The organism is Acidisoma sp. 7E03, from assembly GCF_054665075.1.
On record NZ_BAAFHE010000004.1, the window covers coordinates 315733 to 339063 of the forward strand.

Below are 23331 nucleotides of genomic sequence, written 5' to 3' on the forward strand. Positions count from 1 at the left end.
CGGGGAGAGAAACGGGGACGGATCATGACGGACGAGCCTGCCGACATGCCGGGCGGGGACACCCTGCAACTCGCCACCACCCGCAGCGTGCCGCTGCATGGCGTGGAGACGCGGCGCGAGCATGATCTGCTCGGCGAGGTCGAGATTCCAGCCGCTGCCTTCTGGGGCGTGCATTCCCTGCGCGCTGCTGAGAACTTTCCGATCTCGGGCGTGCCCATCGGGCATTTCCCCGATCTCGTCCGCGCCCTCGCCATGGTGAAGATGGCCGCCGCCCGTGCCAACCGCATCCTGGGGGCGCTTCCGGCCGAGAAGGCGACGATGATCGAAGCGGGCTGCCAGGCGCTGCTCGCCGACACCACCTATCACGGCCAGTTCGTGGTAGACGCCGTGCAGGGCGGGGCGGGCACCTCCACCAACATGAACGCCAACGAGGTGATCGCCAATTTGGCGCTCGTCCTGGCCGGGCATGAGCGCGGCCGCTACGATCTGCTGCATCCGAACGACCATGTGAACATGGCGCAATCGACCAATGACGCCTATCCCACGGCGCTGCGTGTCGCCGTGTTGGAGGGCGTGAAGCCGCTGCAGCGGGCCTTGCGGGACCTGTCCCTCGCGCTGAAGGAGAAGGGCGCGGAATTCGCCGACGTGCTGAAGATGGGCCGCACCCAGCTGCAGGATGCGGTGCCGATGACGCTGGGGCAGGAGTTCGACGGCTTCCACACCACGGTGAAGGAGGACGTGCAGCGACTGTCCGAAGTCGCGGCATTGTTCCACGAGGTCAATCTCGGCGCGACCGCCATCGGCACCGGCATCAACGCCGATCCCCGCTATGCGCCCCTGGTGGTGGAGGAACTGGCGGCGATCAGCGGCCATCCGCTGTCGCTCGCGCCCAATCTGATCGAGGCGACCTCCGACATGGGCGCCTTCGTTCTGTTTTCCGGCGTGCTCAAGCGGGTGGCGGTGAAGCTCTCCAAGATCTGCAACGACCTCCGCCTGCTCTCCAGCGGGCCGCGCACCGGCTTGGGCGAAATCAACCTGCCGGCGCGCCAGGCCGGCTCCTCCATCATGCCCGGCAAGGTCAATCCCGTGATCCCGGAGGTGGTGAGCCAAGTCGCCTATCTCGTCATCGGCCACGACCTCACCATCACCATGTGTGCCGAGGGCGGGCAGCTGCAGCTCAACGCCTTCGAGCCGACCATCGCCTTTTGTGTGATGACCTCCTTGCGCATGCTGACCTCGGCGATCGACAGCCTGACGAACCGCTGCATCCGTGGCATCACCGCCAATCGGGAGCACTGTCTCGACCTCGTGAACCACTCCATCGGTCTGGTGACCGCACTCGGCCCGACACTCGGCTACGAGGTCACCTCGCGCATCGCCCGCCGCGCCTTGGCGGAAGGAAGGGGCGTGCGTGAGATCGTGCTGGAGGAAGGGCTGCTGGACGAGGCGACGCTGGACGAGCTGCTGCGCATCGAGGCGATGACCCGGCCTTCCCGCGTCATCACTGCCCGCGCCGCGACGCCGCCCCGCGCATGAGGACAGCGCCTGCGCGCCGGCCGGCGCTGCCCTGGATCATGGGCGCCGGCCTCTGCCTGCTCGCCCTCGCGACCCGGCTGCCGTCCTTCACCATGAGCGTGGTGGATTGGGACGAGAGCCTCTACTTCATTATGGCGGAGCAATGGCGGGCGGGGCACCTGCCCTATACCGCCGTGTGGGACAACAAGCCGCTTGGCATCTACGCGATCTTCGCCGCCTTCCAATCCCTCTTCGGTGACCGCATTTTCGCCATGCGCCTCGCCGCCCTACTGGCGGTCGCAGGTACGGCCCTCCTGGTGTGGCGCATCGCGCGCCGTCTGTTGGCGGGCCAGTCACCTCTCCGTGCCGAACTCTGTGCGGGCGCGGCCGGCGCGCTCTTCATCCTGACGACCATTCCGGATGACGGGATCGCTGCCAATACCGAGATCTTCATGGAGGGCTTCACCTGCCTCGGCCTGCTCTGGGCGCTGCGTGCAGGACCCGTCCGGCCTCAGCGAGCGATTGGCATCGGCCTCGCCCTCGGGGTTGCCTTCATGATCAAATACGTCGCCGTGTTCGACATGGTGACGGTCTTCGCCGCCATGCTGGCGGGGCGCGCCGGGCGGGGCTGGAGCGCCCTGCGCCACACCATCCTTCAGGGTCTGCTCTTCAGCCTCGGTGTGCTCGCGCCCTTCCTCGGCGCAGTGCTGCTCTATGCGGCGGCCGGCGACTTTCCGGCTTTTCTGCAGGCGAGCCTGCTTTCGAACCTGCGGCGTGTCGCCGTGCCTGTCTCCGGCAGCGGCTTTCTCGGTGCCTATGCGCATCAGGCGGTGATGTTTCCCCTGCTCTATGCGGGGCTGCTCTGGCTACTGGTGGAGGCGCTACGCGGGCGGCCAGGGCGGCGCCTGGCGCTGCTGTGGATCGGGACGAGCGCCCTCGGTGTCGCCTCCGGTGGCCTCTACTTCAGCCACTACTTCCTGCAGATCCTGCCCGCGCTCTGCGTCGCCGCCGGGCTGCTGCTGGCGGCGGTCCTGAACGCTGCGCGCGTGCCGCGCCTCGTGCTGCTGGGGGTCACGCTCCTCAGCCTCTGGCCCATGGCGCACGCCATTGCGCCCGATATGGCCCGCATGCTGGCGGTCGCGGGGCGCTCGCCAGTCCCAGGCTTCGCGCCGCTGCGCGATACCCCGGCGCGGGTGGCAGCGGACCTGCTGCCCGAACTCGCGCAGGCGCCGGGCGAAACGCTCTACGTCTTCGACGGCGAGCCGGTGCTCTACAGCCTGACCCAGGCGCGGCTTCCGACGCGCTACGTCTTTCCGTCCTTCCTGCAGTCCCGCCTGCTGTCGCACATGATCGGCATTGACCCGGTGGCGACGCTGGACGGGATCATGGCGCAGCGACCGCTCTTCGTGATCCGCCGCAGCAATCCGGACGACCAGAATGGGGCGACGCGCAACCTCGTCGTCTATGCGCGGATGCAGGCCGATCTCGCCGCCGGCTACACGCTGTGGCGTCGCTACGACACGATGCTGGTCTGGCGCCGCAAGCCTTAAGCTTCGGCGGTGAGCAGGATCAACCGATCGAGCCCCTCGGCGGATGTGAGGATGGCGGCTTTTTCCTGTCGGCTGAGCGCATCGAGCGCCGCCCGCAGCGTCCCTGCTTCCTGAACCTTGGCGAGGCCGACGAGAAGCGGCACGTCGATCGGGTCTTGGCCGGGCCGGCGCGGGGTCGGCAGCAGGGAGCGGTGAAGGGCGAGGAGAGCGGGATCAGCCGCGAGGCGGGCCACCGCCTCGCCCACGGTGCTCTCGGCCCGCGCCCGCAGCGCGGTCGCCTGGTCGATGACGGGCGTGGGCCGCGCTTCCTCGACGATGCGCAGAAGACCGAGGCGCTGCAACCCGATGCCGACCGCCGTGCTGGAGGTCAGCTGCACCAGAGGGACCGCGAGCAGCAGGCCGACCAGCACCGGCGTCATCCAGAGGAAGAGGGCGGGGGACACGGCGTAGGCTGCGAAGGCGAGCAAGAGTCCGAAGGCGCTGAAGCGGCCATATTGCCGCCAGAGAAGCCGCAGCGGCACAGCATCGCCATCGCGGCGCTGAGCGTTCCAGCCGGAATCGCGCCCGGCTAGGATCTGCAGTACACCCTCGGTCTGGATCAGCATGGCGACCGGGGCGACCAGGCCGCCCAGCAGCGTTTCGAGGATGAGGCTGAGGAAGGCGCGCAGCGCGCCGCCGCAGCCGCGGCGCAGCGTTGGGTTCAGCAGCAGCAGCAGATAGGCGAACAGCTTGGGTGCGAGCAGGACCGCCATGGTGCCGATGAAGACCCATTTCGCGCGGATCGGATCGACCTGTGGCCAGTTCGGAAAGAGCGACTTGGTGTTGCCGAAGTAATGCGGCTGCACGAAATGCGCCTGCAAGGCGATGAGGACACCAGCCAGCAGGAAGAGTAGCCAGAGCGGCGAGGTCACGTAGCTGCCGATGCCCATGAGAAGATGCAGGCGGCTGACCCAATGCAGCCCGCGCGTGGGCAGAACGCCGATATGTTGGAGATTGCCCTGCGCCCAGCGCCGGTCACGAATGGCGACGTCGGTCAATGACGGCGGGCTCTCTTCGAAACTGCCACCGAGGGCGGGTACCATGTGGATGGCCCAGCCGCCCCGTCGCATGAGCGCGGCTTCGACGAAGTCATGGCTGAGAATGGCACCCCCGATCGGCTTGCGCCCGCGCAGGTGCGGCAGCCCGGCCTGCTCGGCGAAGGCGGCGGTGCGGATGACCGCATTGTGGCCCCAGTAATTCCCTTCCGAGCCGTGCCACCAGGCGATGCCCTGCGCAATGAGCGGCCCGTAGACGCGCCCGGCGAACTGCTGCATGCGGGCGAAGAGCGTGCGGCCTCCGACGATGACCGGCAGAGTCTGGATCAGCCCGACACCGGGATGCGCCTCCATGGCGGCGACCATCCGTACAATGGTTTCACCCTCCATCAGACTATCGGCGTCGAGCGTGATCATCTGTCCATAGGCGCCCCCGAAGCGGCGCACCCATTCGGCGATGTTGCCGGCCTTGCGCTCGGTATTCTTCGCCCGGCGCCGGTAGTAGAGGCCGATCTCGCGCGAGCCCATCTCGGTGCGGAAGGCGAGAAAGGCCGCTTCCTCGGCAACCCAGACGTCGGGGTCGGTCGTGTCGCTCAGAATGAAAAGATCGAAGGCCTGGCCTTGCCCGGTAGCGAGGAGCGAGGCGTGCATCGCCCGTAGCCCCGCCATTACGCGCTCCGGCTCCTCGTTATAAGTTGGCATCAGCAGTGCCGTGCGGTCGCGCAAACTGGGAAGGGGGGCCTTCGGATCGATGCCGAGGCCGAGCCCGCCACGGGAGAGTGTGGCGGCAACCCCACCCAAGGCGCTCGTGAAGGAGAGTGCAATCCAGGCGAAGAGCAGAAGGAACAGCAGCAACACGAGGATGCCGAGGACGCTCGGCCCGTTGCCGTTGAAGACGAAATACATCTGCTCACCGCCGAGCGCGGTCAGCAGGACCGCGCCCCCGATGACGAAGAGGCGGCGAAGCATCAGTCCGCGCGGCGCCGTTTCGGGCCGGCGGGCCGGTTTGGGCGCCTGGTCCAGGCGCTGGACCGGCATGGCAAGCGGCGCTTCGGGCGGAAGCGCCGCGAGGGCGGCGGCGCTTACGGCGTCCATCGATAGAGCCAAGTCTCGGAGACCGGCGTCTGATCGTTCATGAGGACGCCGTTGAGCTCGATCAGCTTGGCGTCCGCCGGGTCCAGGGTGAACATGATCCGCCAGCCGCCGGTGGCGGGATTGGGTTCGACCACGACGTTGGAAATCTTCCCAGCGTTGGCGCTCAGTTGCGCATGCATCTTGGCGTCGCCCGGCACGTTCTTGACCTCATCACCCACGATGTCGAGGACGATTTCGATGCCGGCATGGTCGTCGGAATTGCCGATGCGGGTATCGACGATACGGCCCAGCTTCGTCGGCCAGGGGCAATCCCACCCCCAGTGCATTCGATAGGTGAAATTATACTGGCCGCGGGCCGAGAGCTTGTCCTTCGGCCGCCAGAAGGCGACGATGTTGTCGTTGACCTCGTTAGGGGAGGGGATTTCGACCAGATCGACATTCCCCTGGCCCCAGTCGCCGATCGGCTCGATCCAGAGGCTCGGCCGCTTCTCGTATTCCAGCGCGATGTCCTGATAGTCGAAGAAGCTGCGTTTGCGCTGCATCAGGCCGAAGCCGTGCGGGTTGCCGTCGCCGAAGGCGCTGAGCTGGAGCTGGGCCGGATCATTGAGCGGTCTCCAAATCTGTGTACCGGTGCCAGTCCACATCTGAAGGCCTTCAGAATCATGGGCCGCCGGGCGCCAGTCGTTGACCTTGTTCCGGTTGTTCGCATCGAAATAGAACATCCCGGTGAGCGTCGCGATGCCCGGCTCGGTGATGTCGACGCGGGGGAAGAAGGTGCTTTCGACGTCGAAGACCGTCTCGTTGCCCGGGGTGATGGTAAACTTAAAGGCGCCCGTCACGCTTTGGCTGTCGAGCAGGGCGTAGACCACGAGCGAGGTCTGACCCGGCTGTGGACGTTCCAGCCAGAAGGCGCTGAAACGCGCGAACTCCTCCCCCTTCGGATCGCCCGTGCCGATGGCGAGACCCCGCGCCGAGAGGCCATAAACCTGGCCCTTGGCAACAGCGCGGAAATAGCTCGCGCCGAGAAAGACGCAGAACTCGTCGAAGACATCCGGCTTGTTGATGGGGTTGAGGATGCGCAGGCCGGAAAAACCGAGCGGCTCGGTGACGCGCAGCTTCGGGTTGGCATAGTCGAAAAGGTCCGGATTGTAGGGCACGGCCGTCGCTTGGCCGTTGGCGACCTCAAACATGTCGACTCGGGCCCCGTAAAGGAAACCGCGCGGGAAGAACTGCACCTGGAAGGGCAGGTTCTGGTCGTGCCACAGCGCCTGGTCACGCTTATAGGTGATGCTGCGGAAGTCGTCATAGGTCATGTGGGCGACGGCGGCAGGCAGCTTCGTGTCCGGCGCCTGGAAGGGCTGGGCGGCCAGCTTCTGCGCCAGGTCCCGAACCGTGGAACCGTCGAAGGGGCCAGCCTGGGGCTTTGGCCGCGGCGCTTCGGCGGCGCCCGCGGGACGGAGACCGAAGGAGGACAGCAGGGTGAGGCCGGAGACCCCAAGGCCTGCCTGAACCAGATCTCGTCGCAGCAAGTGTATGCGTCCTTTCGCCATCATATCCGCGTGAGCCAGGGTGCCGAACCGCCGGCTGAGCACAGGTAGGGTCGCCATGCTGCATGGCAACACTCGGGCGAAGAAAAGCGCGCGCTGTGGCGGCGCGGACCCCGCGGCCGCGCCTCGGCCGCGCTCTGGTCTGGTCAGGCTCGGGTCAGTGGCAGCCGGCGCCACCTGCGTGTGGTGCCCGGGTTTCGGCCAGATCATCGATGATCGGGCAACCGGGCCGGTCACCGCTGGTTTCGCACTGGCGGGCGAGGTGTCGCAGCGCGGCGCTCATCTCGGCGATCTCCTTCGCCTTCGCGTCCAAGGCAGCGGCATGCGACAGCGCGAGCTTCTGCACGTCGACCTTGGAACGGTCGGAATCTCGCCAGAGGGCCAGAAGGTCGCGCATCTGGCTGACGGAGAAGCCGAGATTGCGGGCGCGACGCAGGAAACGCAGCGTCTGCACGTCCGACTCGTCATAGCGGCGATAGCCGGCGGCCGACCGGTCCGCCGGTGCGATCAGGGATACGCTTTCATAGTAGCGGATCATCTTCGCGGAAACGCCGGACGCCGCGGCTGCCTGTCCGATGTTCATCGCGCAACGAAAGGAAAAACGGCAGGTGACGTCATGGCCCGATCCTCGCTTCCCCGGCATGCCGAAGTCGATGCAAAACAGATAGGGTCGCTCTTTTCCAGGGTCAATGCGCGCGGAAGAGCCGAATCCGATGCCGTTTGAGAATGAGATGCAACATCATCGAAACGACTCATCATTAGCCGTTGCCGAGTAAAAACATCCACCAAATGAAAGAAGGCCCAGTCCTTTCGGACGGGCCTTCTTCATTGGCGATGGCCGCAGGGGCCGGACCGCTGCTATCAGACCTGCGCACACACCTCGTGGGCGGTCATCCAGGTCGCGGGCACCCGCGCAATCACACAATGAGACACTGGATCACCTCCTTTCAGTTGTTGACGACTACGCAAGTCTGGCATCCCGCTTCGCGCCGCCGCAAGAAAATTCGACACTCAGAATCGTACCGACATGGCGGCGACCAGATTGTTGCCGGAGATCGGACGATCGATGCTGTAGGCGAGCCCCTGGTCAGTCAGGCTCGCTTCGACCTGCAGCCGTTTGCGCTGCAGGAGGCGGTAGCGCAGCGTGAGCGCCAAGGAATAGTCTCCGGTTCGACTATTGGGCGGCGGCGCGAGCGCCGGGTCGGGGCTGACCGAGATCGGCAGCCCTGCCGTCTCCGTCGGGCAACCGACGATGCCGTGCTCCACCGTCATCTGGGAACCGGACATGACGGCGGGGCTGAGGCCGACGCCCGCTCTCAGGCAGAGAGCCGGCGGCAAGCTAGCCGGCGAAGCGGGACTTGGCTGCGCACTGTCCGCGGCCTCCTGTGCGCGCGTGAAGAAGGGGATACCAGCCTCGGCAGAGAGAGAGGCCAAGAGGGCGTCGGTCCGTGTCGAAGGGCGCGCTTCGTGCACGACGTCGGCGTGAAGCGTCAGCTGAGCTGCGGTGGTCTGGGCGTGCGCCTTGGCACCAGCCGCGGCCGCCACCGCGAAAGCAACCAGCAGAGGGGTGAGGCCTGATCTGAATTGGGGCAAAAACATGGGGCTCCGAACACAATTTCGCCTTAATGTGCCCTGTCCTCTGCCGCCGTGAGGGGCTTTCAGGCAATCGCAAAAAGGAGAGTTCTGCGATGGTCTCGAAACGGAATCCTCTAAGTCACTGATAAATATCATTTAACCTTTATAAACTTTTGTTGCAGTGCGGCATGAAGGAGATGGAGATGAGCCTCAGCGATCAGCTTTTGACGGCGCGGAGCAGCGGCAGGATGCTGTCGCCTTCGGAAATTCCTGCAGTCTCTTCGGCCGCCGAAGCCTATGCCGTGCAGCAGGCGGTGACGCGCGCCCTGGGGCCGATCGGTGGTTGGAAAGTGGGCGCGGCTGGGTCCGAGGCCCCACCCTCCGGCGCTGCGCTGCCGCGCAGCGGGATCCTGCCCTCTGGCACGACCCTCGGCGCGGACTTCACGGATCGGCTGGTCGAATCGGAAATCGCCTTCCTGATCGGCCGGGATCTGGCGCCTCGGGACACGCCCTATAGCCGCACCGAAGTCGTGGCCGCGATCGCGAGCTGCCACCCGGTGATCGAGGTCGTGCAGTGGCGCATTCCCGGGTGGGAGAGCGCATCGCCCATGCTCAAGCTCGCCGACTCCATCGGCCACGGTGCCCTGATCCTCGGCGAGGCGATCGCCGATTGGCAGAGTATCGACTTTGCAACCCTGACCGTCGCGCAGGAGATCACGGGTGCACCGGTCAAGCATGCCACCGGCAATCCGGCAGGGGATATGATCCGCCTCATCGCTTGGCTGGCGGATGAAGGCGCCGTCTGGTCCGGCGGGCTTCGCGCCGGGCAGATCGTGACCTGTGGTTCCTGGACCGGGGCGCTGCCCGCGCCGGCGGGCGGCACGGCCACCACCCATTTCGCCGGCACCCAGCCGGTCCGCGTGAGTTTCAGCGCGGCCTGACCTTCACGGCGCCTCTCCCCCTTCCTACCTTGGGTGCAACCCATACAAGGAGCAGACAGATGGCAGAGGCGACCGCCCGCGACGCGGGCCAGTTCACCATCGGCGGCGATCTCACGGTCAATCGCCTGGGGTTTGGTGCCATGCGCATCACGGGCAAGGGCATCTGGGGGTCGCCCGCAGATGTGGCGGAGGCGAAGCGAACCCTTGCCCTTGTCCCGGAGCTCGGGATTGACCTCATCGACACGGCCGATAGCTACGGCCCCTTCGTCAGTGAAGACCTCATCGCCGAGGTGCTCGCCCCCTATAAGGGCCTGACCATCGCGACCAAGGGCGGCTTGACCCGGCATGGTCCGGACATCTGGAAGCCCTTGGGCCGGCCTGAATATCTGCGCCAATGCGTGCTGATGAGCCTGCGGCGCCTGGGCGTGGAACGCATCGACCTATGGCAGCTGCATCGCGTCGACCCCAAGGTGCCGGCGGAGGAGCAGTTCGGCGAGATCGCGGCCATGCAGAAGGAAGGGCTGATCCGTCACGTCGGGCTTTCCGAAGTCAGCGTCTCCGACATCACCATGGCCGAGGGCTATTTCCCCGTGGCGACGGTGCAGAACCGCTACAACCTCGTCGACCGCAAGAGCGAGGACGTGCTCGACTACTGCGAGAAGCACCGCATCGGCTTCATCCCCTGGGCGCCGCTCGCCGCCGGTAACCTGGCCCGACCCGGCTCGGTTCTGAGCCAGATCGCCGAGCGCCTCGGCACGGGGGCAAGCCAGGTCGCGCTCGCCTGGGTGCTCAAACGCTCCCCCGTCATGCTGCCGATTCCGGGCACCGGGCATTCCGGGCATCTGCGGGAAAACGTTCAGGGCGCAGGTCTCACCCTGACGGACGAGGACTTCAAGGCGCTCGACGCGCAGGGCCGCGCCGAGGCTGAAAAGGGAGGCTAATCGCCGACCCATGCGAAACGGGATGGACAATCCCGTTTCCTCCCGTCCTATCTTCTCACAAAAACGTGGGGAGGAAGGATGGGAGACGATCGTCCATCACGGGCGGCTGGGCGCTTGGCGGCTGCCCTGCGCGCGATCCGGGCCCGATGTGCGCGCCTCACGCCCGGTCTTGCTGCCGCATTGATCCTCATCGTCTCGATCCGCGGCCTGGCGCAGGCCGCCGAGCCGGTCACCGCCAATCATCTTCAAGGGCTTCTATTCCGCCCGCCCAGCGGGAGCGGGCCGTGCCCCGGCATGATCGTCCTGGGCGGGTCCGAAGGCGGACTCGCCGCGGCGGTGAGCGCGGAAGCGGAAGCGCTGGCCGCGCAAGGCTACGTGGTGCTGCAGCTCGCCTATTTCGGCCTGCCCGGCCTGCCGCAGGACTTGCAGCTCATCCCAGTCGAGTATTTCGAGCACGCGGTTGCATGGTTGCAAAAGCAACCGGGCGTCGATCCTCGCCATATCGGCATCATGGGAACCTCGGTCGGCGGCGAAGCGGCGCTGCTCGTCGCGTCCCATGATCCAGCGATCTCGGCAGTGATCGCGGCCGTGCCGTCCGGCATCGTTTGGCAAGGGATCGGCCCCTGGGGTCTGCGCAATCCCGCCTCCAGCTTTTCGCTGAACGGCCGGCCTCTGCCGGATCTGCCCTATCGCGTATCACAGAGCGACACGGTCTTCGACCGCTATGCCTCAGGCCTGGCCGCCATCGGCGACCATCGCCGTGCACTCATCCCGATCCAGGCGATAGAGGGTCCTGTCATGCTCATCTGCGGCGGCCGGGACGTGGTCTGGCCCTCCTGCGCGCTCGCGCGCGAAGCCGCACGCCGCCTGCGCGCCGCAGGCTTTCCGCATCCCGTGCTGCTGCGTGTGTTTCCGAAGGCAGGCCATGCGGTCTTCGGGCCGCCTGAAGCGAAGGGGAGCGAGACCTATCGTGACCTGGGGGCGCTGGGCGGCACGGCCGAGGCCAATGCAGCAGCGCGTGAGACGGTCTGGCCCGAAGCGCTCGGCTTCCTCGCGGCTGCCTTCTCCACAGCAAGGAACGGCTTCTGAAGCCCCGGACGGGCGCACGGGTTGGGCAGGATCTCCTTTGGCGGCTAGACTGCCGCAAAGACCGGAGGAATCGTCATGAGTGAATCGAAGCTGCGCGAGCAGATCTGCCTTTTCGCCCGTTCGCTTTTCGAGCGGGGGCTGACGCCCGGCTCCTCCGGCAACATCAGCCTGCGGCTCGAGGATGGCGGCTATCTGATGACGCCGACCAATGCTTCGCTAGGTTTTCTCGACCCGGCGCGACTGTCGCGCCTCGATGCCGACGGCCGCGTCATCTCGGGCGACAAGCCGACCAAGGAGGTGCCGCTGCATGCCGCGCTCTACGATACGCGGGGGCAGACCGGGGCGGTGGTCCATCTGCACTCCACTCATTCGGTGGCGCTTTCCATGCTGCCGGAGATCGACCCTGCGGCGGTGCTTCCACCGATGACCGCCTACTATGTCATGAAGCATGGCAAAACGGCGTTGATCCCGTACTACCGGCCGGGGGACGATGCGGTGGCGGGCGCCATTCGCGGGCTCGCCGGGCGGTATTCCTCCGTCTTGCTCGCGAACCACGGGCCGGTTGTTGCCGGCGCAACGCTGGAGGCCGCGGTCTACGCGACGGAGGAGCTGGAGGAGACGGCGCGGCTCTACCTTATGCTGCGCGGCCTCAACCCGCGCATGCTGACGCAGGCGCAGGTCGATGACCTGGTGCGGCATTTCGGCCTCGAGATGCCGGATGCTGCGCACGACCATCACGACCACTAGATGCGGTCATGGTAGGGACGACCAAGACGCAGGCCAAAGCGCCGCCGCTCCGCGCCGGCGTGACGTTGAAGCACGTCGCTGAACGCGCGGGCGTCGCGCCCATCACCGTTTCACGCGTGGTGAATACGCCCGAAGCGGTCTCCGAGACCTTGCGCGCCCGCGTCCTACAGGCAGTGGATGAACTGGGCTACGTGCCGAACCGGATGGCGGGCGCCCTGGCCTCCGCCGAAAGCCGAGTGGTGCTGGTCATCGTGCCGTCCCTCGCCAATGCCGTCTTCATCGAAGTCATCCAAGGCGTGCAGGAGGTGCTGCAGGAGGCCGGCTATCAACTTCTGCTGGGCAATACTCAGTATGACCTGCAGCGCGAGCAGGAGCTGACGACGACGCTGCTCGGCTGGTCCCCCGCCGGCGTCATCATGGCCGGGCTGCGCCATACCGAGCGCACGCGCGCACTGCTGCAGGCGTGGAACCGGCCCGTCGTCGAAATGATGGACTATGGCCCTCGCCCGATCGACATGAACGTTGGTCTATCGCACACCAAGGTAGGCGAGGTGATGGGCGAACATCTCGTCGCGCGCGGATATCGGCGCATCGGTTTCGTCGGTGGCGGCGCCAAGGGCGATTATCGCGCACTGCAACGCGGCCGGGGTCTGAATCGCTGTCTTGCCCGCCACGGGCTGCCGACGCTGCCTCCATTCCCGCATGAGGAACCCTCCAGCCCGCGCGCCGGCGGGGAGGCGCTGATGCGCGCGCTTGCGGAAGTGCCGGATCTCGATGCGCTGTTCTTCGCCAATGACGACATGGCGGTGGGCGCCATCCTGCGAGCACAGCGGGAAGGCATCGCGGTGCCCGGGCGGGTCGCCGTCGCCGGATTCAACGGCTTCGGCATCGGCGAGCTGGTTCAGCCTTCGCTCACAACCATCATCTCGCCGCGGCGCGAGATGGGGCGGCTGGCAGCGGAAAAGCTGCTCGCCCGTATCCGCGGACAGGAGACGGGGCGCGCCAGTCTCGACGTTGGCTTCTCGCTCCGTGTCGGCGAAAGCACCTGAGCCGAGGTCAGGGCAAGCCTGGCACCGTGACGCCGATCATGTCGCCCTCGTCCACCAGGGCGGCGAGCTCGGCTTCCGTCCATCCTTCCGTGCCGGCGGGCCGGCGCGGCAGCACCATCCAGCGGTAATCGGCCGTGCTGTCGACGACGCGGATCGTCGTCGTCTCCGGCAGCATCGTCCGCCACTCGGCGAGGACGCCGCGCGGGTCGCGCACCGCACGCGCCCGGTAACTGGTCGATTTGAACCAGAAGGGCGGGTAGCCGAGGACAGCGCGGGGATAGCAGCTACACAGCGTGCAGACGACGAGGTGATGCACCTCCGCCGTATTCTCGAGCACGCCGAGGGGCGGCATGCCGCGCATCGAGATGCCCATGCTTTCTGCGGCGCGAGCGCCATCGGCCAACATCAGGGCGCGGAACTCCGCGTCGACCCAGGCCTTGGCCACCATCGCGGCGCCGAGCGCGGGGGAGGCCGCGTCCGTCACCCGGATGCGTTCGGCGATCTCCGCCGCATTGGTGATGCCCTTCTCCGTCAGCACCTGACGCAACGCGCCGAGGAGCGCGCCGGTATCGACATCCGCGAGGTTCATGGCAGCACCTCAAGCCAGGGTTCATAGAGTTCGACGAGCAATTCGGCCTCCGGTTTGCCGTCCGCCCAGAGGCGGCTTGCGTCGAAGGCGACGTGATAGAGGGCGAGGGGGGCGGCCGGCCGGCCGAAGGCGAGATCTTCGGGATTCGGAAAATCACCCAGATGCCGGTCGATGCGCCCGGTGGCGCCACGCAGGAAATGCGGTGTGCGAATGTGGCAGGGGCCGCGTGTCTCGGGCCAATCCTCCCGCACGCGCACCGTGGTTCCCGGGGCGATCATGCGCCACCGCCCAGGGCTGTGCGCAGCTCGTCTTCGGTGAAGACGCCCTTTTCCAGGAGGATCGCGGTGATCGCCCGCGTCCAGCGCTGATAATAGGATAGGCGCAGATACTCCGCTTCCGGCAGGCTCTCGATGCCGCGGCGCAGCTCGTCCACCGACATCACCTTCTTGGCGCCGAGGATCTGGCGGATTGCATCCACTTCGCGATCGAAATCCGTCAACTCATGCGGCTCGGTATCGATCGGCTCGCACATGTAGCGCGAAACGCCCCCGAGATCGTGCATGGCGCGCGGCACGTCGTGGTCGGGGAGATCGCTCATCGCGTCAGGCCCCGGGCTGCGACTGGCCAGATGCCTTCGACCATGCCGCCCCGGCTGACCACCACCTCGTCGTGCAGATTGGTGACGACGCAGACATGGTTGGGCAGGATGCGGACGCGCTCGCCGAGGGCCGGCTTGCGAACACAGTGCGAGAGATCGACCATGCCGTGCTCCTCGGTCACGCGTTCGATCACCGCTTCCGGATAGTCCAGCAGCAGGCCGTAGCCGGGAATGGCGGGATTGGGCATGCGGTCGCTCGAAAGGGTCTTGGACCCGCAGTCGATCACCATGCGGCCCTCTTCCGGCCGGCTGATGACGGTCGCGACGACGTGGAGCGCGCAATCCGCGAGCGTCGCGGCGCCGGCGTCGACCATCATGCGGTCATTGTAGATGTAGGTTCCGACGCGCATTTCGGTGATGCCCACTGTCTCGTGCGTCTTCTCCCAGCCTGGCGTGCCGCCGCCCGAGACGACCGGAAGATCGACCCCCGCATCCTTGACGCTCTGGATGAAGCCCGCGGTCGTGGGTGCGCTGCGATAGGTCATCAGCCCGTCGAACCGCAGACCGGATGTTTCCTTGATCTGCGCGATGAGGGCCAGCGCTTCGGCGACCGACACGACGCCGGTGCGCTTCTGCCCGCTGTCGAATTCGACCAGGACTCCGATCGGAGCGGCTGCCGTCCGCGCCGCGTCCGCGAGGGTTGCGAGGGCGAGAGGGTTGTCGATCGCGACGCGCATTTTCGCGCGTGCGGTGAGCGCCGCGAGACGGCGCGCTTTCTCCGCACCGATGAGCGGATAGGAGATGAGGATGTCGGTCAGCCCGGCCGTCGCCATCACCTCGGCCTCGCCGAGCTTCTGGCAGGTGATGCCAGCGGCCCCGAGCGCCATCTGCCGCTGCGCGAAGGCCGGCAGCTTGTGCGTCTTGATATGCGGGCGAAGGGCCAGGCCGTGTGCATCGGCATAGGCCTGCATGCGCGCGAGGTTACGCTCCACGACGTCGAGATCGATGACCGGGACCGGCGTATCCAGCGCGTCGACGGAAAGCGGCTCAGACATCGGAGAGCACCGCGACGCAATCGACCTCCACCAGCACGCCATAGAGCTGGCAGGCGATGGTGGTCCGCGCCGGGGGGGCGGCGGGGAAAAACTCACGATACACCGCGTCCCACTCATCGAAGCGCGTCATGTCGGTGAGATAGGCGTTGATCTTCACGACGTCGGCGAGGCTGCTGCCCGCGCCATCCAGGATCGTCTTGAGATTGGTCAGAGTCTGACGCACCTGGTCCTGAAAATTGTCGGAGGTCTCGCCGGTCTTGGGATTGGTGCCGGTCTGGCCCGAGACGTAGACGAAGCCGTTGGCGACCACGGCATGGGAGTAGGTGCCCCCAGGCTTGCTGGCGCCGTCGATGATGAGTTCCTGACGCATGCGTATCTCCTTATCCTCGTCCCAAGACCCGGCCGGGTAGCCGGCCGGTGACCGCACCCGCGGCAATGACGGCTTCGCCCGCGACCCAGACGTCCGTGATGCCGGTCGGCGCCTGCACCGGCTCTTCGAAGGTCGCGTGATCCGTCACGGCATCCTCGAACAGAACGAGGTCGGCGACCATCCCTGGCCGGATCAGGCCACGTCCGCCGAGGCTGAAGCGCTGGGCTGGGATCGCTGTCATGCGGCGGACCGCGTCCTCCAGGCTGAACCAGTGCTTATCGCGCCGGAGGGGGCCGAGGATGCGCGGGAAGGTGCCGAAGGCGCGGGGATGCGGCCGGGTGCCTGGGCGGGGCAGCCCGTCCGATCCCACCATGTGCAGGGGATGGCAGCAGGCGGCGTGCAGATCCTCCTCGCTGAGCTGGAACATGACGATCGCCGTCTGGCCGTCATCCTCTTCCACGAAACGGACGAGAAGATCGAAGGGCGCGAGCCCGAGCTCGGCGGCGGCCTGATCCATACGGCGGCCTTCGAGGGGCTTGAGCGTCGGATTGCCGACACCCGAGATCAGCACGTTGCCCCAGCCGATGAGGGAGATCTTCGACTGGCCGTGCCCGTCGTTGCTGCCTTCCTCCACCCAGCGCTTGAGGGCCGCGCGCTCCGCCGGGTCGTGCAGCCGGGCGAGGAGCGCGGGCAGGCCGCCTTCCTGGGCAGAGGGCGGGAGCAGCTGCAGCATGTAGCTGCTGCCGGCGGGGTAGGGATACATGTCGAAGCTGATGTCCACGCCCGCGGCGCGGGCGGCTTCCAGCTGCGCGAGAGCCTGCGGGATCTGCCCCCAGTTTGGCCTGCCGGCCGACTGCAGATGCGACAGCAGGCCGGGGCAGCCGGCGGTGGCCAGCACATCCAAGAACTCGTCGATGGATCGCAGCAGGTGGGCCTCGTAGCTGCGCACATGGGCGGCGAGGATGCCGCCCTCCTCCCGTACCGTTTCGGCGAGGGCGACGAGTTCCGCCTTTTCCGCGAAGGCGCTGGGCGGATAGACGAGGCCGAGTGATAGACCGGCCGCCCCGGTGCGGAGCTGGGGCCGCAGCAGATCCTGCATGGCGCGGATCTCGGCCTCCGTCGCAGCACGGCGCTCATAACCCATGACGGCGAGGCGCAGTGCGGCATGGCCGACGAGGGAGACGAGGTTGAGGGCAATGCCGGGCGATTCCAGCGCCGCGCGATAGTGGGCAAGATCGGGAAAGACCTCGGATCGTGCCGTCTCCCCCAGAAGGCCGCCGAAATGGCCGCGCAGCAGGTCCACCGATGCGTCCGGCGCGGGATAGAGCGAAAAGCTGCAATTGCCGACGACGATGGAGGTCACGCCCTGTCGCGCCTTTTCCGGCCGTGTCCGCTCCCGCAGAAAGGCAAGGTCGTCGTGACAATGGGCATCGATGAAGCCTGGGGCGAGGTAGCGGTCGCCGGCCTTCAGCTCGCGCGCACCGGTCGTGTCGACGGCGGGGCCGACGGCCGCGATCCGACCCTGGGCGACCCGGACGTCCCCCCGGAACCAGGGAGCCCCGGTGCCGTCCACGATGCGGGCGCCAGTGATGACGAGATCCTGCTGCATGAGGGAAGTCCTTTCGCGGCCACGGAGCCTATACGGCCGGTGCGGCTTCGGCCATGCTGCCCGACGGTCCGCAGGCCAAAAAGAAGTGACCGGCGGGAAGAGCAGGAGGCTGCATGAGCGAGGCACGGCATTGGGCCTTCGTCACCGGCGGCGGCGGGGACATCGGCGGCGCCATCGCCGATGTGCTGGCATCACGCGGCTGGGGCGTCATCTGTGCCGATATCTCGGCTGAGCGGGCAGAAGCGGTGGTAGCCCGCGTGCGGGCCGCGGGCGGAGCCGCGGAAGCGATGCAGCTGGACGTGACGGAGGAGGCGGCGGTGGAAACGGCAGCGCGCGCCGCGCTTGCCATCGGCGAGGTGCGGGCACTGGTCAACAATGCCGGGCGCGCCTTCAGCGACACGATGCGCGGCCTCGACTTTGCCACTTGGCGGCGGGACATCGCCCTCAACCTGGACAGTGCCTTTCTCTGCACCAAGGCCTTCGAGGCGCATCTGCTGGAGCGCCGCGGTGTCATCGTCAACATGGGGTCGGTCAACGGGGTGAGCGGCAGCTTCGGCCATCCAGCCTATAGCGCCGCCAAGGCGGGGCTCCTGCATCTGACGCAATGCCTGGCCGTGGAATACGGCCCTTACGGCGTGCGGGTGAATGCGGTCGCCCCCGGAACGGTGCGCACCCGCGCTTGGGAAGCCCGGCTTGCCGCCAATCCCGACGTCTTCACCGAAGTCACCGCATGGTATCCTCTGCGGAAGGTAGCGACGCCGCTGGACGTCGCCCGCGCCGTCGCCTTCCTGGTGTCCGAGGATGCGTCCCACATCACGGGCGCCGTTCTGCCGGTGGACGGTGGCATCACCGCGGGCCTGACCCAGCTGCAAGCGTCGATCACGCAACAGAAGTGAGCGTTGTTGCGGTGCCGAAGACTGATTAAGGGCGCAGGCGGAAACGAAAGATCGGAACAACCCGGCTATACAAGTCGCTGCGGCCCTGCTTAGACTTCAACCCTGCATTGCTCGCAACCCCCTCGGGAAGAGGCTTCCTCATGCGCATCGCTCGACGTTCCCTCGCAGCCGCCGGAGCCTCGGCGGCTCTGGCCGTGACCTTCGGCATCTTCGGCGTCGCTCCGGCGCGCGCCGATACGGTGCTGACGCTCGTTGCCGCCGACTACGGCACCGGCCCCGCCGACAGCAGCCAGATCTACTGGCAGAAGATCGCGGACGCCTTCCATGCCGCCAATCCCTCGATCACCGTGAAGGTGCAGACGGTCAACTGGAACGACTTCGACACCAAGATTCAGACCATGGTGCAGAATCGCCAGTATCCGGACATTACGGAAGGCGACTACTTCGCGAACTATGCGCAGGAAGGCCTGCTCTATAAGGCGAGCGAGGTCATGTCCGACCCCGCGAACCTAATGCCCGCCTTCAAGACGCTGGGCAGCTACGAGGGTGCGCAATACGGCCTGCCCTTCACGACCAGTTCGCGCACGCTCTTCTATAACAAGAAGCTGTTCGCCCAGGCAGGGATCGCCGAACCGCCCAAGACCTGGGACGAGCTGATGACCGATGCCGGCAAGATCGCCGCCCTCGGCAAGATCGGCTACGGCATGCCGCTCGGGCCGGAGGAGGCCCAGGCCGAGACGCTGCTGTGGTTCCTCGGCAATGGCGGCAACTACAAGGACGGCGACAAGTGGGTGATCAACAGCCCGCAGAACGTCGAGACGCTCGAATTCATGACCAAGCTGGTGAAGGCCGGTGACACCGAGCCCAACCCGGGCACGAAGAACCGCGCCGTGATCCTGGAGCAATTCGCCCAGGGGCAGATCGGCATGGTCAACGGCATCACCACCCTGCTGCCGATCATCAAGCAGGCTGGCGTGCTGACGGATGCGGAGTGGGGCACGGCGCCGATCACGGGCAAGACCGGGCCGCTCGACAGCACTCTCGGCGTCTGTGACTTCATGGCCGCTTTCAAGACGGACGGCTCCAAGCAGGAAGCGATCAAGAAGTTCATCGACTTCGCGCTGCAGGACCAGTACCAGATCGCCTTCTCGCAGGAATACAACCTACTGCCGGGCACCGTCTCCGGTGCTACCGCCTTCTCCAAGGTGGATCCGGCGCTGGCGCCCTTCATGGCGGCTCTGCCCAAGGCTGTGCAGTATCCGAGCGATCCCGTCTGGGCCCAGGTCAAGACGCAGATCCAGCAGCAGATCGGCACGGCCATCGGGCCTGACCCGAAGTCGGTGCTGGATAGCATCCAGCAGACCGCCGAGAAGGGCGAATAAGAGGCGTGTCGGCCGGCTTCCTACGGGCGTCACGATTGACGCCTCTGCTGTGGGTAGGGCCGGCGGTGGGCTTGATCGCCATCGTCGTGCTCTGGCCCGTGGTCATCATGGTTCGGACCGCCTTCCAGCACATCAGCCCGGATGGGTTCATCCTGGGCTGGGCTGGATGGCGGAACTTCCGCTACCTGTGGCAGGAGCCGGATCTCTCCGGCGTCCTGATCCGCACCGTCCTCTGGGTGGTGGTGGTGGTGGCGGTGACGATGGTGATCTCTCTCGCCATGGCGCAGCTCTTCAACCAGAAATTCCCGGGCCGGCGCGCCGCACGCTGGGCGCTGATCGCGCCCTGGGCCGCCTCCGTCATGATGACATCCATCGTCTTCCGCTGGGCGCTGGACGCAAACAATGGCGTCATCAACGTCTTTCTCTACGACATCGGGGTGCTGCATCGCTTCAACAGCGATGCCTCGGATTGGCTGGGGAATCCCGCGACGGCCTTCCCCTGGATGATGGCCGTCGCGGTCTTCGTCTCCATCCCCTTCGCGACCTACGCCTTGCTCGCCGGCTTGCAGGGCATTCCGAGCGACGTCTATGAAGCGGCGCGCGTGGACGGCGCGGGCGCCTGGCGCACCTACCGCAGCATCACCCTGCCGCTGCTGCGCCCGGCCTTCGTCGTCGCGCTGCTCATCAACGTCATCAACGTCTTCAACTCCTTTCCCATTATCTGGGAAATGACCCGTGGCGGCCCCGGCCACCGCACGAGTACGACGACGACTTTCATGTATCAGCTCAAGCAGAGCTACATCGGCGAATCCGCGGCCATGTCGCTCGTGAACTTCGGGCTGGTGATGGTGGTGGTGCTGATTTACCTGCGCATGACGACGCGGCGCGGCGGGGAGAGCTGAGAATGGCCGCCTCCTCCGCCGCTACGCGCAGCTTCCCGGCGCGCACACTGATCTTCATGGGTCTCGCCTATCTCGCGGCGATCTTCTTTCTCCTGCCCTATGTCGAGATGATCATCGCGGCGCTGCGGCCTGCGAACGAGTTGCTCGACCGCGATTATCTGCCGAGCCATTTCAACTGGCACAGCTTCATCGACATCTGGGGCACCGGCTTCGGCCATGCGCTCCGCATCAGCCTCGAGGTCGCCGGCGGAGCGACCGCGCTCGTCCTCCTGGTGGCGATCCCGGCTGCCTATTACACCGCGCGCCATCGCTTCCGCGGCCGCAACGCCTTCATGTTGCTGGTGCTGGTTACCCAGATGTTCCAGCCGACGGCCATGCTGGTCGGGCTTTACCGCGAATTTCTCGAATTCGGCATGCTCAACAGCGTCGGCGCTCTGATCCTGGTGAATGCCGGCTTCAACATGGCCTTTGCGGTCTGGATCCTGAACGCCTATGTCTCGGCGATCCCGGCCGAGCTGGAGGAGGCTGCCTTCATCGACGGGTCGAGCCGGATCGGCGCTCTCTTCCGCATCACCCTGCCGCTGGCGCTCCCCGGCATCGTGACGGCGCTGATCTTCACCTTCATCAGCGCCTGGAACGAGTTCATCGTGGCCCTGACGCTCACCACCTCCGCCGCGACCGAGCCGCTCACCGTCGCCCTCAATTCCTATATTGGCCAGTATCAGGTGGATTGGAGCCATCTCTTCGCGGGGTCGGTGATCGCGACGATTCCCGTCATCGTCCTCTTCGCCCTCATTGAGGGGAAGGTCGTGGGCGGGCTGACGGCGGGGTCCATCAAGTGAGCGGCTTCGCGCCGCCGCACGTGGAGATTTGCGTCGACGATCTGGCCGGCGCCTTGGCCGCAGAGGCCGAGGGGGCCGACCGCATCGAGCTGTGCAGCGCGTTGTCTGAGGGCGGGCTGACGCCGAGCTACGGCCTGGTGCAGGCGGTGCTGGGCCGGGTGCGGCGCATCGGCGTGCGCATCATGATCCGGCCGCGCGGCGGCAATTACGTCTTCTCCTCGGAAGAGGTGGAGGTGATGCTGGCCGACATCGCGGCCTTCCGCAGCCTGCCCAAGGCACCGGGGGTGACCATCGGCTTCGTCTGCGGTGCGCTGACGGCCGCGGGGGCGGTGGATGCGCGGGCGATGGGTCGGCTGAAGGCCGCCTGCGGTGGCACCCCGATGACCTTCCACAAGGCCTTCGACGCGGCGCGCGACTTGCCTGCCGCGCTCGACACCCTGTTGGGCCTGGGCATCCGCTCGGTCCTGACCTCCGGCGGCAAGCCGACGGCGGAGGCGGGGGCGGAGGTGCTGGCAGGGCTCGTCACCCAGGCGGCGGGGCGGGTCGCCATCATCGCCGGCGGCAGCGTGCGGGCTGGCAATGTGCGTGCCCTCCTGGAGCGGACCGGCGTGCCGGAGGTGCATCTGCGCGCCATGCGGCCGGATGCCTTCGGCCGGCTGGTGACCTCGACGGAAGAGGTCGCGGCCTTCATCAGGGCGGCGCGACCCCAGGGATGAACGCGCGGACGGTGCTCGCCGTCGACGTCGGCGGGACGAGTTTCAAGGCGGCGCTGGTCTCGGAGACGGGGGCGATGCGGCTTTTCCCGCCCATGCCGACCGAGGGGCGGCTGGGCGAGGCGGCCTATGAGCGGCTCCACGGCTATCTGCGCAGCTGTCTCGACGGGGTGGGGGACGAGGCGCCCTGCGCCATCGGCCTGATCACGCCCGGGATGGACGAGACGACCGGCCATGTGATGTTCGCGGCCAATCTCGGCTGGCGCGATTTTCCCCTGGGGCCCCGGCTTGCGGCACGCCTCGGCCTCCCCGTTGCACCTGGGCATGATGTGCGGAGCGCGGGTCTGGCCGAGGCTCTTCTGGGCGCGGCGCGCGGTGAGCGCGACGCCGCGATGATCATGATCGGGACGGGCATCGCCGCCGCTTTCGTCTGCGCTGGCGTTCCGGTCTCGGGGGCGCGGCAAATGGCCTGCGAACTAGGCCACGTGCCGGTCTATCCGGAGGGTGAGGCCTGCGCTTGCGGCCAGTTTGGTTGCCTCGAAACCTATGCCTCGGCCTCCGCCATCGCCCGGCGGTATCGCGCCGCGGGCGGGGCGAACAGCCTTACGGCTGCCGAGATTGCCCGCCGGCTGGAGAGCGATCCGCGGGCCGCCGAGGTCTGGTCCCAAGCGGTGGAAGCGCTCTCCATCGCCTGCGCCACGGTCACGTTGATGCTCGATCCGGCGGTCATCGTCCTAGGCGGCGGATTGGCGGAAGCGGATGGCGTCTTGCTCGATCCGTTGCGTGCGGCACTGACACGAAGGCTCGCCTGGCGGGCGCCGCCCGCGCTGCGGCGCTCGACGCTGGGTGCGCGCGGCGCGCTTCTAGGGGCGGCGATTCGGGCCTTCCAGGCCCAAGGGGTCGGGGTCGAGAGGCTGGCCACGGTTCGCGCCGATTCGCAAAGCGGCTGATGCGGCCGATGGGTTTCGAATAAATTCCGAACCTTCCGGACCTCTGTTCATGGCGATTTCGTCTCTGGCGCGGCTTGTCTAGAGGATTTTTGCGCTGGGCTACCCCGCGTTGATGACGGTGAGATGACGGTCGGACGGTGTTGACGGTGTGGGTTGGTGGGTCTAGAAGCCGGTTCACCGACGGGGTGCGGGGTTGCTTGAGGGTTTCGGACCTGATAGAAGCTTCGTCCTCCTTCGACAGAGTTTGGAGCCTGAGGCGTTCTGGGGAACTGGGGCGTGGTCGGGTTTGTTCTTTGAAAATTATATCTGGATGGAAGGGATATGTTGGTGGCGCCTTAGGGT

Annotated in this window: 23 protein-coding genes; 13 read left to right on the plus strand and 10 right to left on the minus strand. The window is 66.7% G+C overall.

Annotation, left to right across the window (positions count from 1 at the left end; all coding sequences use genetic code 11):
- Positions 1-24 precede the first annotated feature (24 nt).
- The gene (locus ACYQ6W_RS08810) at positions 25-1536 is read left to right on the plus strand and encodes an aspartate ammonia-lyase (RefSeq protein WP_459674796.1); all 1512 of its coding nucleotides are present in this window, start codon (positions 25-27) and stop codon (positions 1534-1536) included.
- Positions 1533-3065: an ArnT family glycosyltransferase gene (locus ACYQ6W_RS08815; protein ID WP_459674797.1), complete on the plus strand. Its 1533-nt coding sequence runs from the start codon at positions 1533-1535 to the stop codon at positions 3063-3065. The genes ACYQ6W_RS08810 and ACYQ6W_RS08815 overlap by 4 nt, the downstream gene beginning before the upstream one ends.
- Here the strand turns inward: ACYQ6W_RS08815 and mdoH are convergent.
- The 4 genes from mdoH to ACYQ6W_RS08835 all read right to left on the minus strand — a co-directional run bounded on the left by mdoH (position 3062) and on the right by ACYQ6W_RS08835 (position 8028).
- Positions 3062-5194 carry a glucans biosynthesis glucosyltransferase MdoH gene (gene mdoH / locus ACYQ6W_RS08820; protein WP_459674798.1) on the minus strand — a complete coding sequence of 711 codons (2133 nt, stop codon included), beginning with the start codon at positions 5192-5194 and terminating at the stop codon, positions 3062-3064. The two genes, ACYQ6W_RS08815 and mdoH, sit on opposite strands and share 4 nt — an antisense overlap.
- Complete coding sequence (locus ACYQ6W_RS08825) at positions 5182-6744, minus strand: OpgD/OpgG family glucan biosynthesis protein (RefSeq protein ID WP_459674799.1); 1563 nt, start codon at positions 6742-6744, stop codon at positions 5182-5184. The genes mdoH and ACYQ6W_RS08825 overlap by 13 nt, the downstream gene beginning before the upstream one ends.
- Positions 6745-6898: 154 nt before the next feature.
- A complete protein-coding gene (locus tag ACYQ6W_RS08830; protein ID WP_459674800.1) occupies positions 6899-7384 on the minus strand; it encodes a MerR family transcriptional regulator in 486 nt (161 codons plus the stop codon).
- Between the two features lie 368 nt (positions 7385-7752).
- Complete coding sequence (locus ACYQ6W_RS08835) at positions 7753-8028, minus strand: hypothetical protein (protein WP_459674801.1); 276 nt, start codon at positions 8026-8028, stop codon at positions 7753-7755.
- A gap of 491 nt (positions 8029-8519) precedes the next feature.
- On the opposite strand from ACYQ6W_RS08835, the gene ACYQ6W_RS08840 reads away from it, so the two are divergent.
- The 5 genes from ACYQ6W_RS08840 to ACYQ6W_RS08860 all read left to right on the plus strand — a co-directional run bounded on the left by ACYQ6W_RS08840 (position 8520) and on the right by ACYQ6W_RS08860 (position 13083).
- A complete protein-coding gene (locus ACYQ6W_RS08840) occupies positions 8520-9257 on the plus strand; it encodes a 2-keto-4-pentenoate hydratase (RefSeq protein WP_459674803.1) in 738 nt (245 codons plus the stop codon).
- 59 nt (positions 9258-9316) lie between these two features.
- Positions 9317-10198, plus strand: coding sequence for an aldo/keto reductase (locus ACYQ6W_RS08845; RefSeq protein WP_459674804.1), 882 nt, complete (start codon positions 9317-9319; stop codon positions 10196-10198).
- Positions 10199-10276: 78 nt separating this feature from the next.
- Positions 10277-11287: an acyl-CoA thioester hydrolase/BAAT C-terminal domain-containing protein gene (locus ACYQ6W_RS08850; protein WP_459674805.1), complete on the plus strand. Its 1011-nt coding sequence runs from the start codon at positions 10277-10279 to the stop codon at positions 11285-11287.
- Between the two features lie 75 nt (positions 11288-11362).
- Entirely contained in the window at positions 11363-12034 is a 672-nt protein-coding gene (otnC, locus tag ACYQ6W_RS08855; protein WP_459674806.1) for a 3-oxo-tetronate 4-phosphate decarboxylase, read from the plus strand.
- Between the two features lie 8 nt (positions 12035-12042).
- Positions 12043-13083, plus strand: a complete 1041-nt coding sequence (locus tag ACYQ6W_RS08860) for a LacI family DNA-binding transcriptional regulator (protein ID WP_459674807.1) — start codon at positions 12043-12045, stop codon at positions 13081-13083.
- 7 nt (positions 13084-13090) lie between these two features.
- Here the strand turns inward: ACYQ6W_RS08860 and ACYQ6W_RS08865 are convergent, their stop codons facing one another.
- The 6 genes from ACYQ6W_RS08865 to ACYQ6W_RS08890 are packed head-to-tail and all read right to left on the minus strand — an operon-like array spanning position 13091 to position 17304.
- On the minus strand, positions 13091-13672 hold the full coding sequence (locus ACYQ6W_RS08865; protein ID WP_459674808.1) for a nitrile hydratase subunit alpha: 582 nt from the start codon (positions 13670-13672) through the stop codon (positions 13091-13093).
- Positions 13669-13950 carry an SH3-like domain-containing protein gene (locus tag ACYQ6W_RS08870; RefSeq protein WP_459674809.1) on the minus strand — a complete coding sequence of 94 codons (282 nt, stop codon included), beginning with the start codon at positions 13948-13950 and terminating at the stop codon, positions 13669-13671. Before ACYQ6W_RS08870 ends, ACYQ6W_RS08865 begins: the two co-directional genes overlap by 4 nt.
- Complete coding sequence (locus ACYQ6W_RS08875; protein ID WP_459674810.1) at positions 13947-14270, minus strand: nitrile hydratase; 324 nt, start codon at positions 14268-14270, stop codon at positions 13947-13949. Before ACYQ6W_RS08875 ends, ACYQ6W_RS08870 begins: the two co-directional genes overlap by 4 nt.
- Positions 14267-15325 (minus strand): D-TA family PLP-dependent enzyme, encoded by a 1059-nt coding sequence (locus tag ACYQ6W_RS08880; protein WP_459674811.1) that lies wholly within the window; start codon positions 15323-15325, stop codon positions 14267-14269. The genes ACYQ6W_RS08875 and ACYQ6W_RS08880 overlap by 4 nt, the downstream gene beginning before the upstream one ends.
- On the minus strand, positions 15318-15695 hold the full coding sequence (locus ACYQ6W_RS08885) for a RidA family protein (protein ID WP_459674812.1): 378 nt from the start codon (positions 15693-15695) through the stop codon (positions 15318-15320). Before ACYQ6W_RS08885 ends, ACYQ6W_RS08880 begins: the two co-directional genes overlap by 8 nt.
- A gap of 10 nt (positions 15696-15705) precedes the next feature.
- Positions 15706-17304 carry an N-acyl-D-amino-acid deacylase family protein gene (locus tag ACYQ6W_RS08890; protein WP_459674813.1) on the minus strand — a complete coding sequence of 533 codons (1599 nt, stop codon included), beginning with the start codon at positions 17302-17304 and terminating at the stop codon, positions 15706-15708.
- 113 nt (positions 17305-17417) lie between these two features.
- Here ACYQ6W_RS08890 and ACYQ6W_RS08895 point away from each other — a divergent pair, with 113 nt between their 5' ends.
- The 6 genes from ACYQ6W_RS08895 to ACYQ6W_RS08920 all read left to right on the plus strand — a co-directional run bounded on the left by ACYQ6W_RS08895 (position 17418) and on the right by ACYQ6W_RS08920 (position 22989).
- Entirely contained in the window at positions 17418-18200 is a 783-nt protein-coding gene (locus tag ACYQ6W_RS08895; RefSeq protein ID WP_459674814.1) for an SDR family oxidoreductase, read from the plus strand.
- A 140-nt stretch (positions 18201-18340) separates the two neighbouring features.
- Positions 18341-19582, plus strand: a complete 1242-nt coding sequence (locus ACYQ6W_RS08900) for an extracellular solute-binding protein (protein WP_459674815.1) — start codon at positions 18341-18343, stop codon at positions 19580-19582.
- 35 nt (positions 19583-19617) lie between these two features.
- Positions 19618-20484 (plus strand): carbohydrate ABC transporter permease, encoded by an 867-nt coding sequence (locus ACYQ6W_RS08905; protein ID WP_459674816.1) that lies wholly within the window; start codon positions 19618-19620, stop codon positions 20482-20484.
- Between the two features lie 2 nt (positions 20485-20486).
- Entirely contained in the window at positions 20487-21326 is an 840-nt protein-coding gene (locus ACYQ6W_RS08910) for a carbohydrate ABC transporter permease (protein ID WP_459674818.1), read from the plus strand.
- A complete protein-coding gene (locus ACYQ6W_RS08915; protein ID WP_459674819.1) occupies positions 21323-22042 on the plus strand; it encodes a copper homeostasis protein CutC in 720 nt (239 codons plus the stop codon). The genes ACYQ6W_RS08910 and ACYQ6W_RS08915 overlap by 4 nt, the downstream gene beginning before the upstream one ends.
- Positions 22039-22989, plus strand: coding sequence for an ROK family protein (locus ACYQ6W_RS08920; RefSeq protein WP_459674821.1), 951 nt, complete (start codon positions 22039-22041; stop codon positions 22987-22989). Before ACYQ6W_RS08915 ends, ACYQ6W_RS08920 begins: the two co-directional genes overlap by 4 nt.
- The last annotated feature ends 342 nt before the right edge of the window (positions 22990-23331 follow it).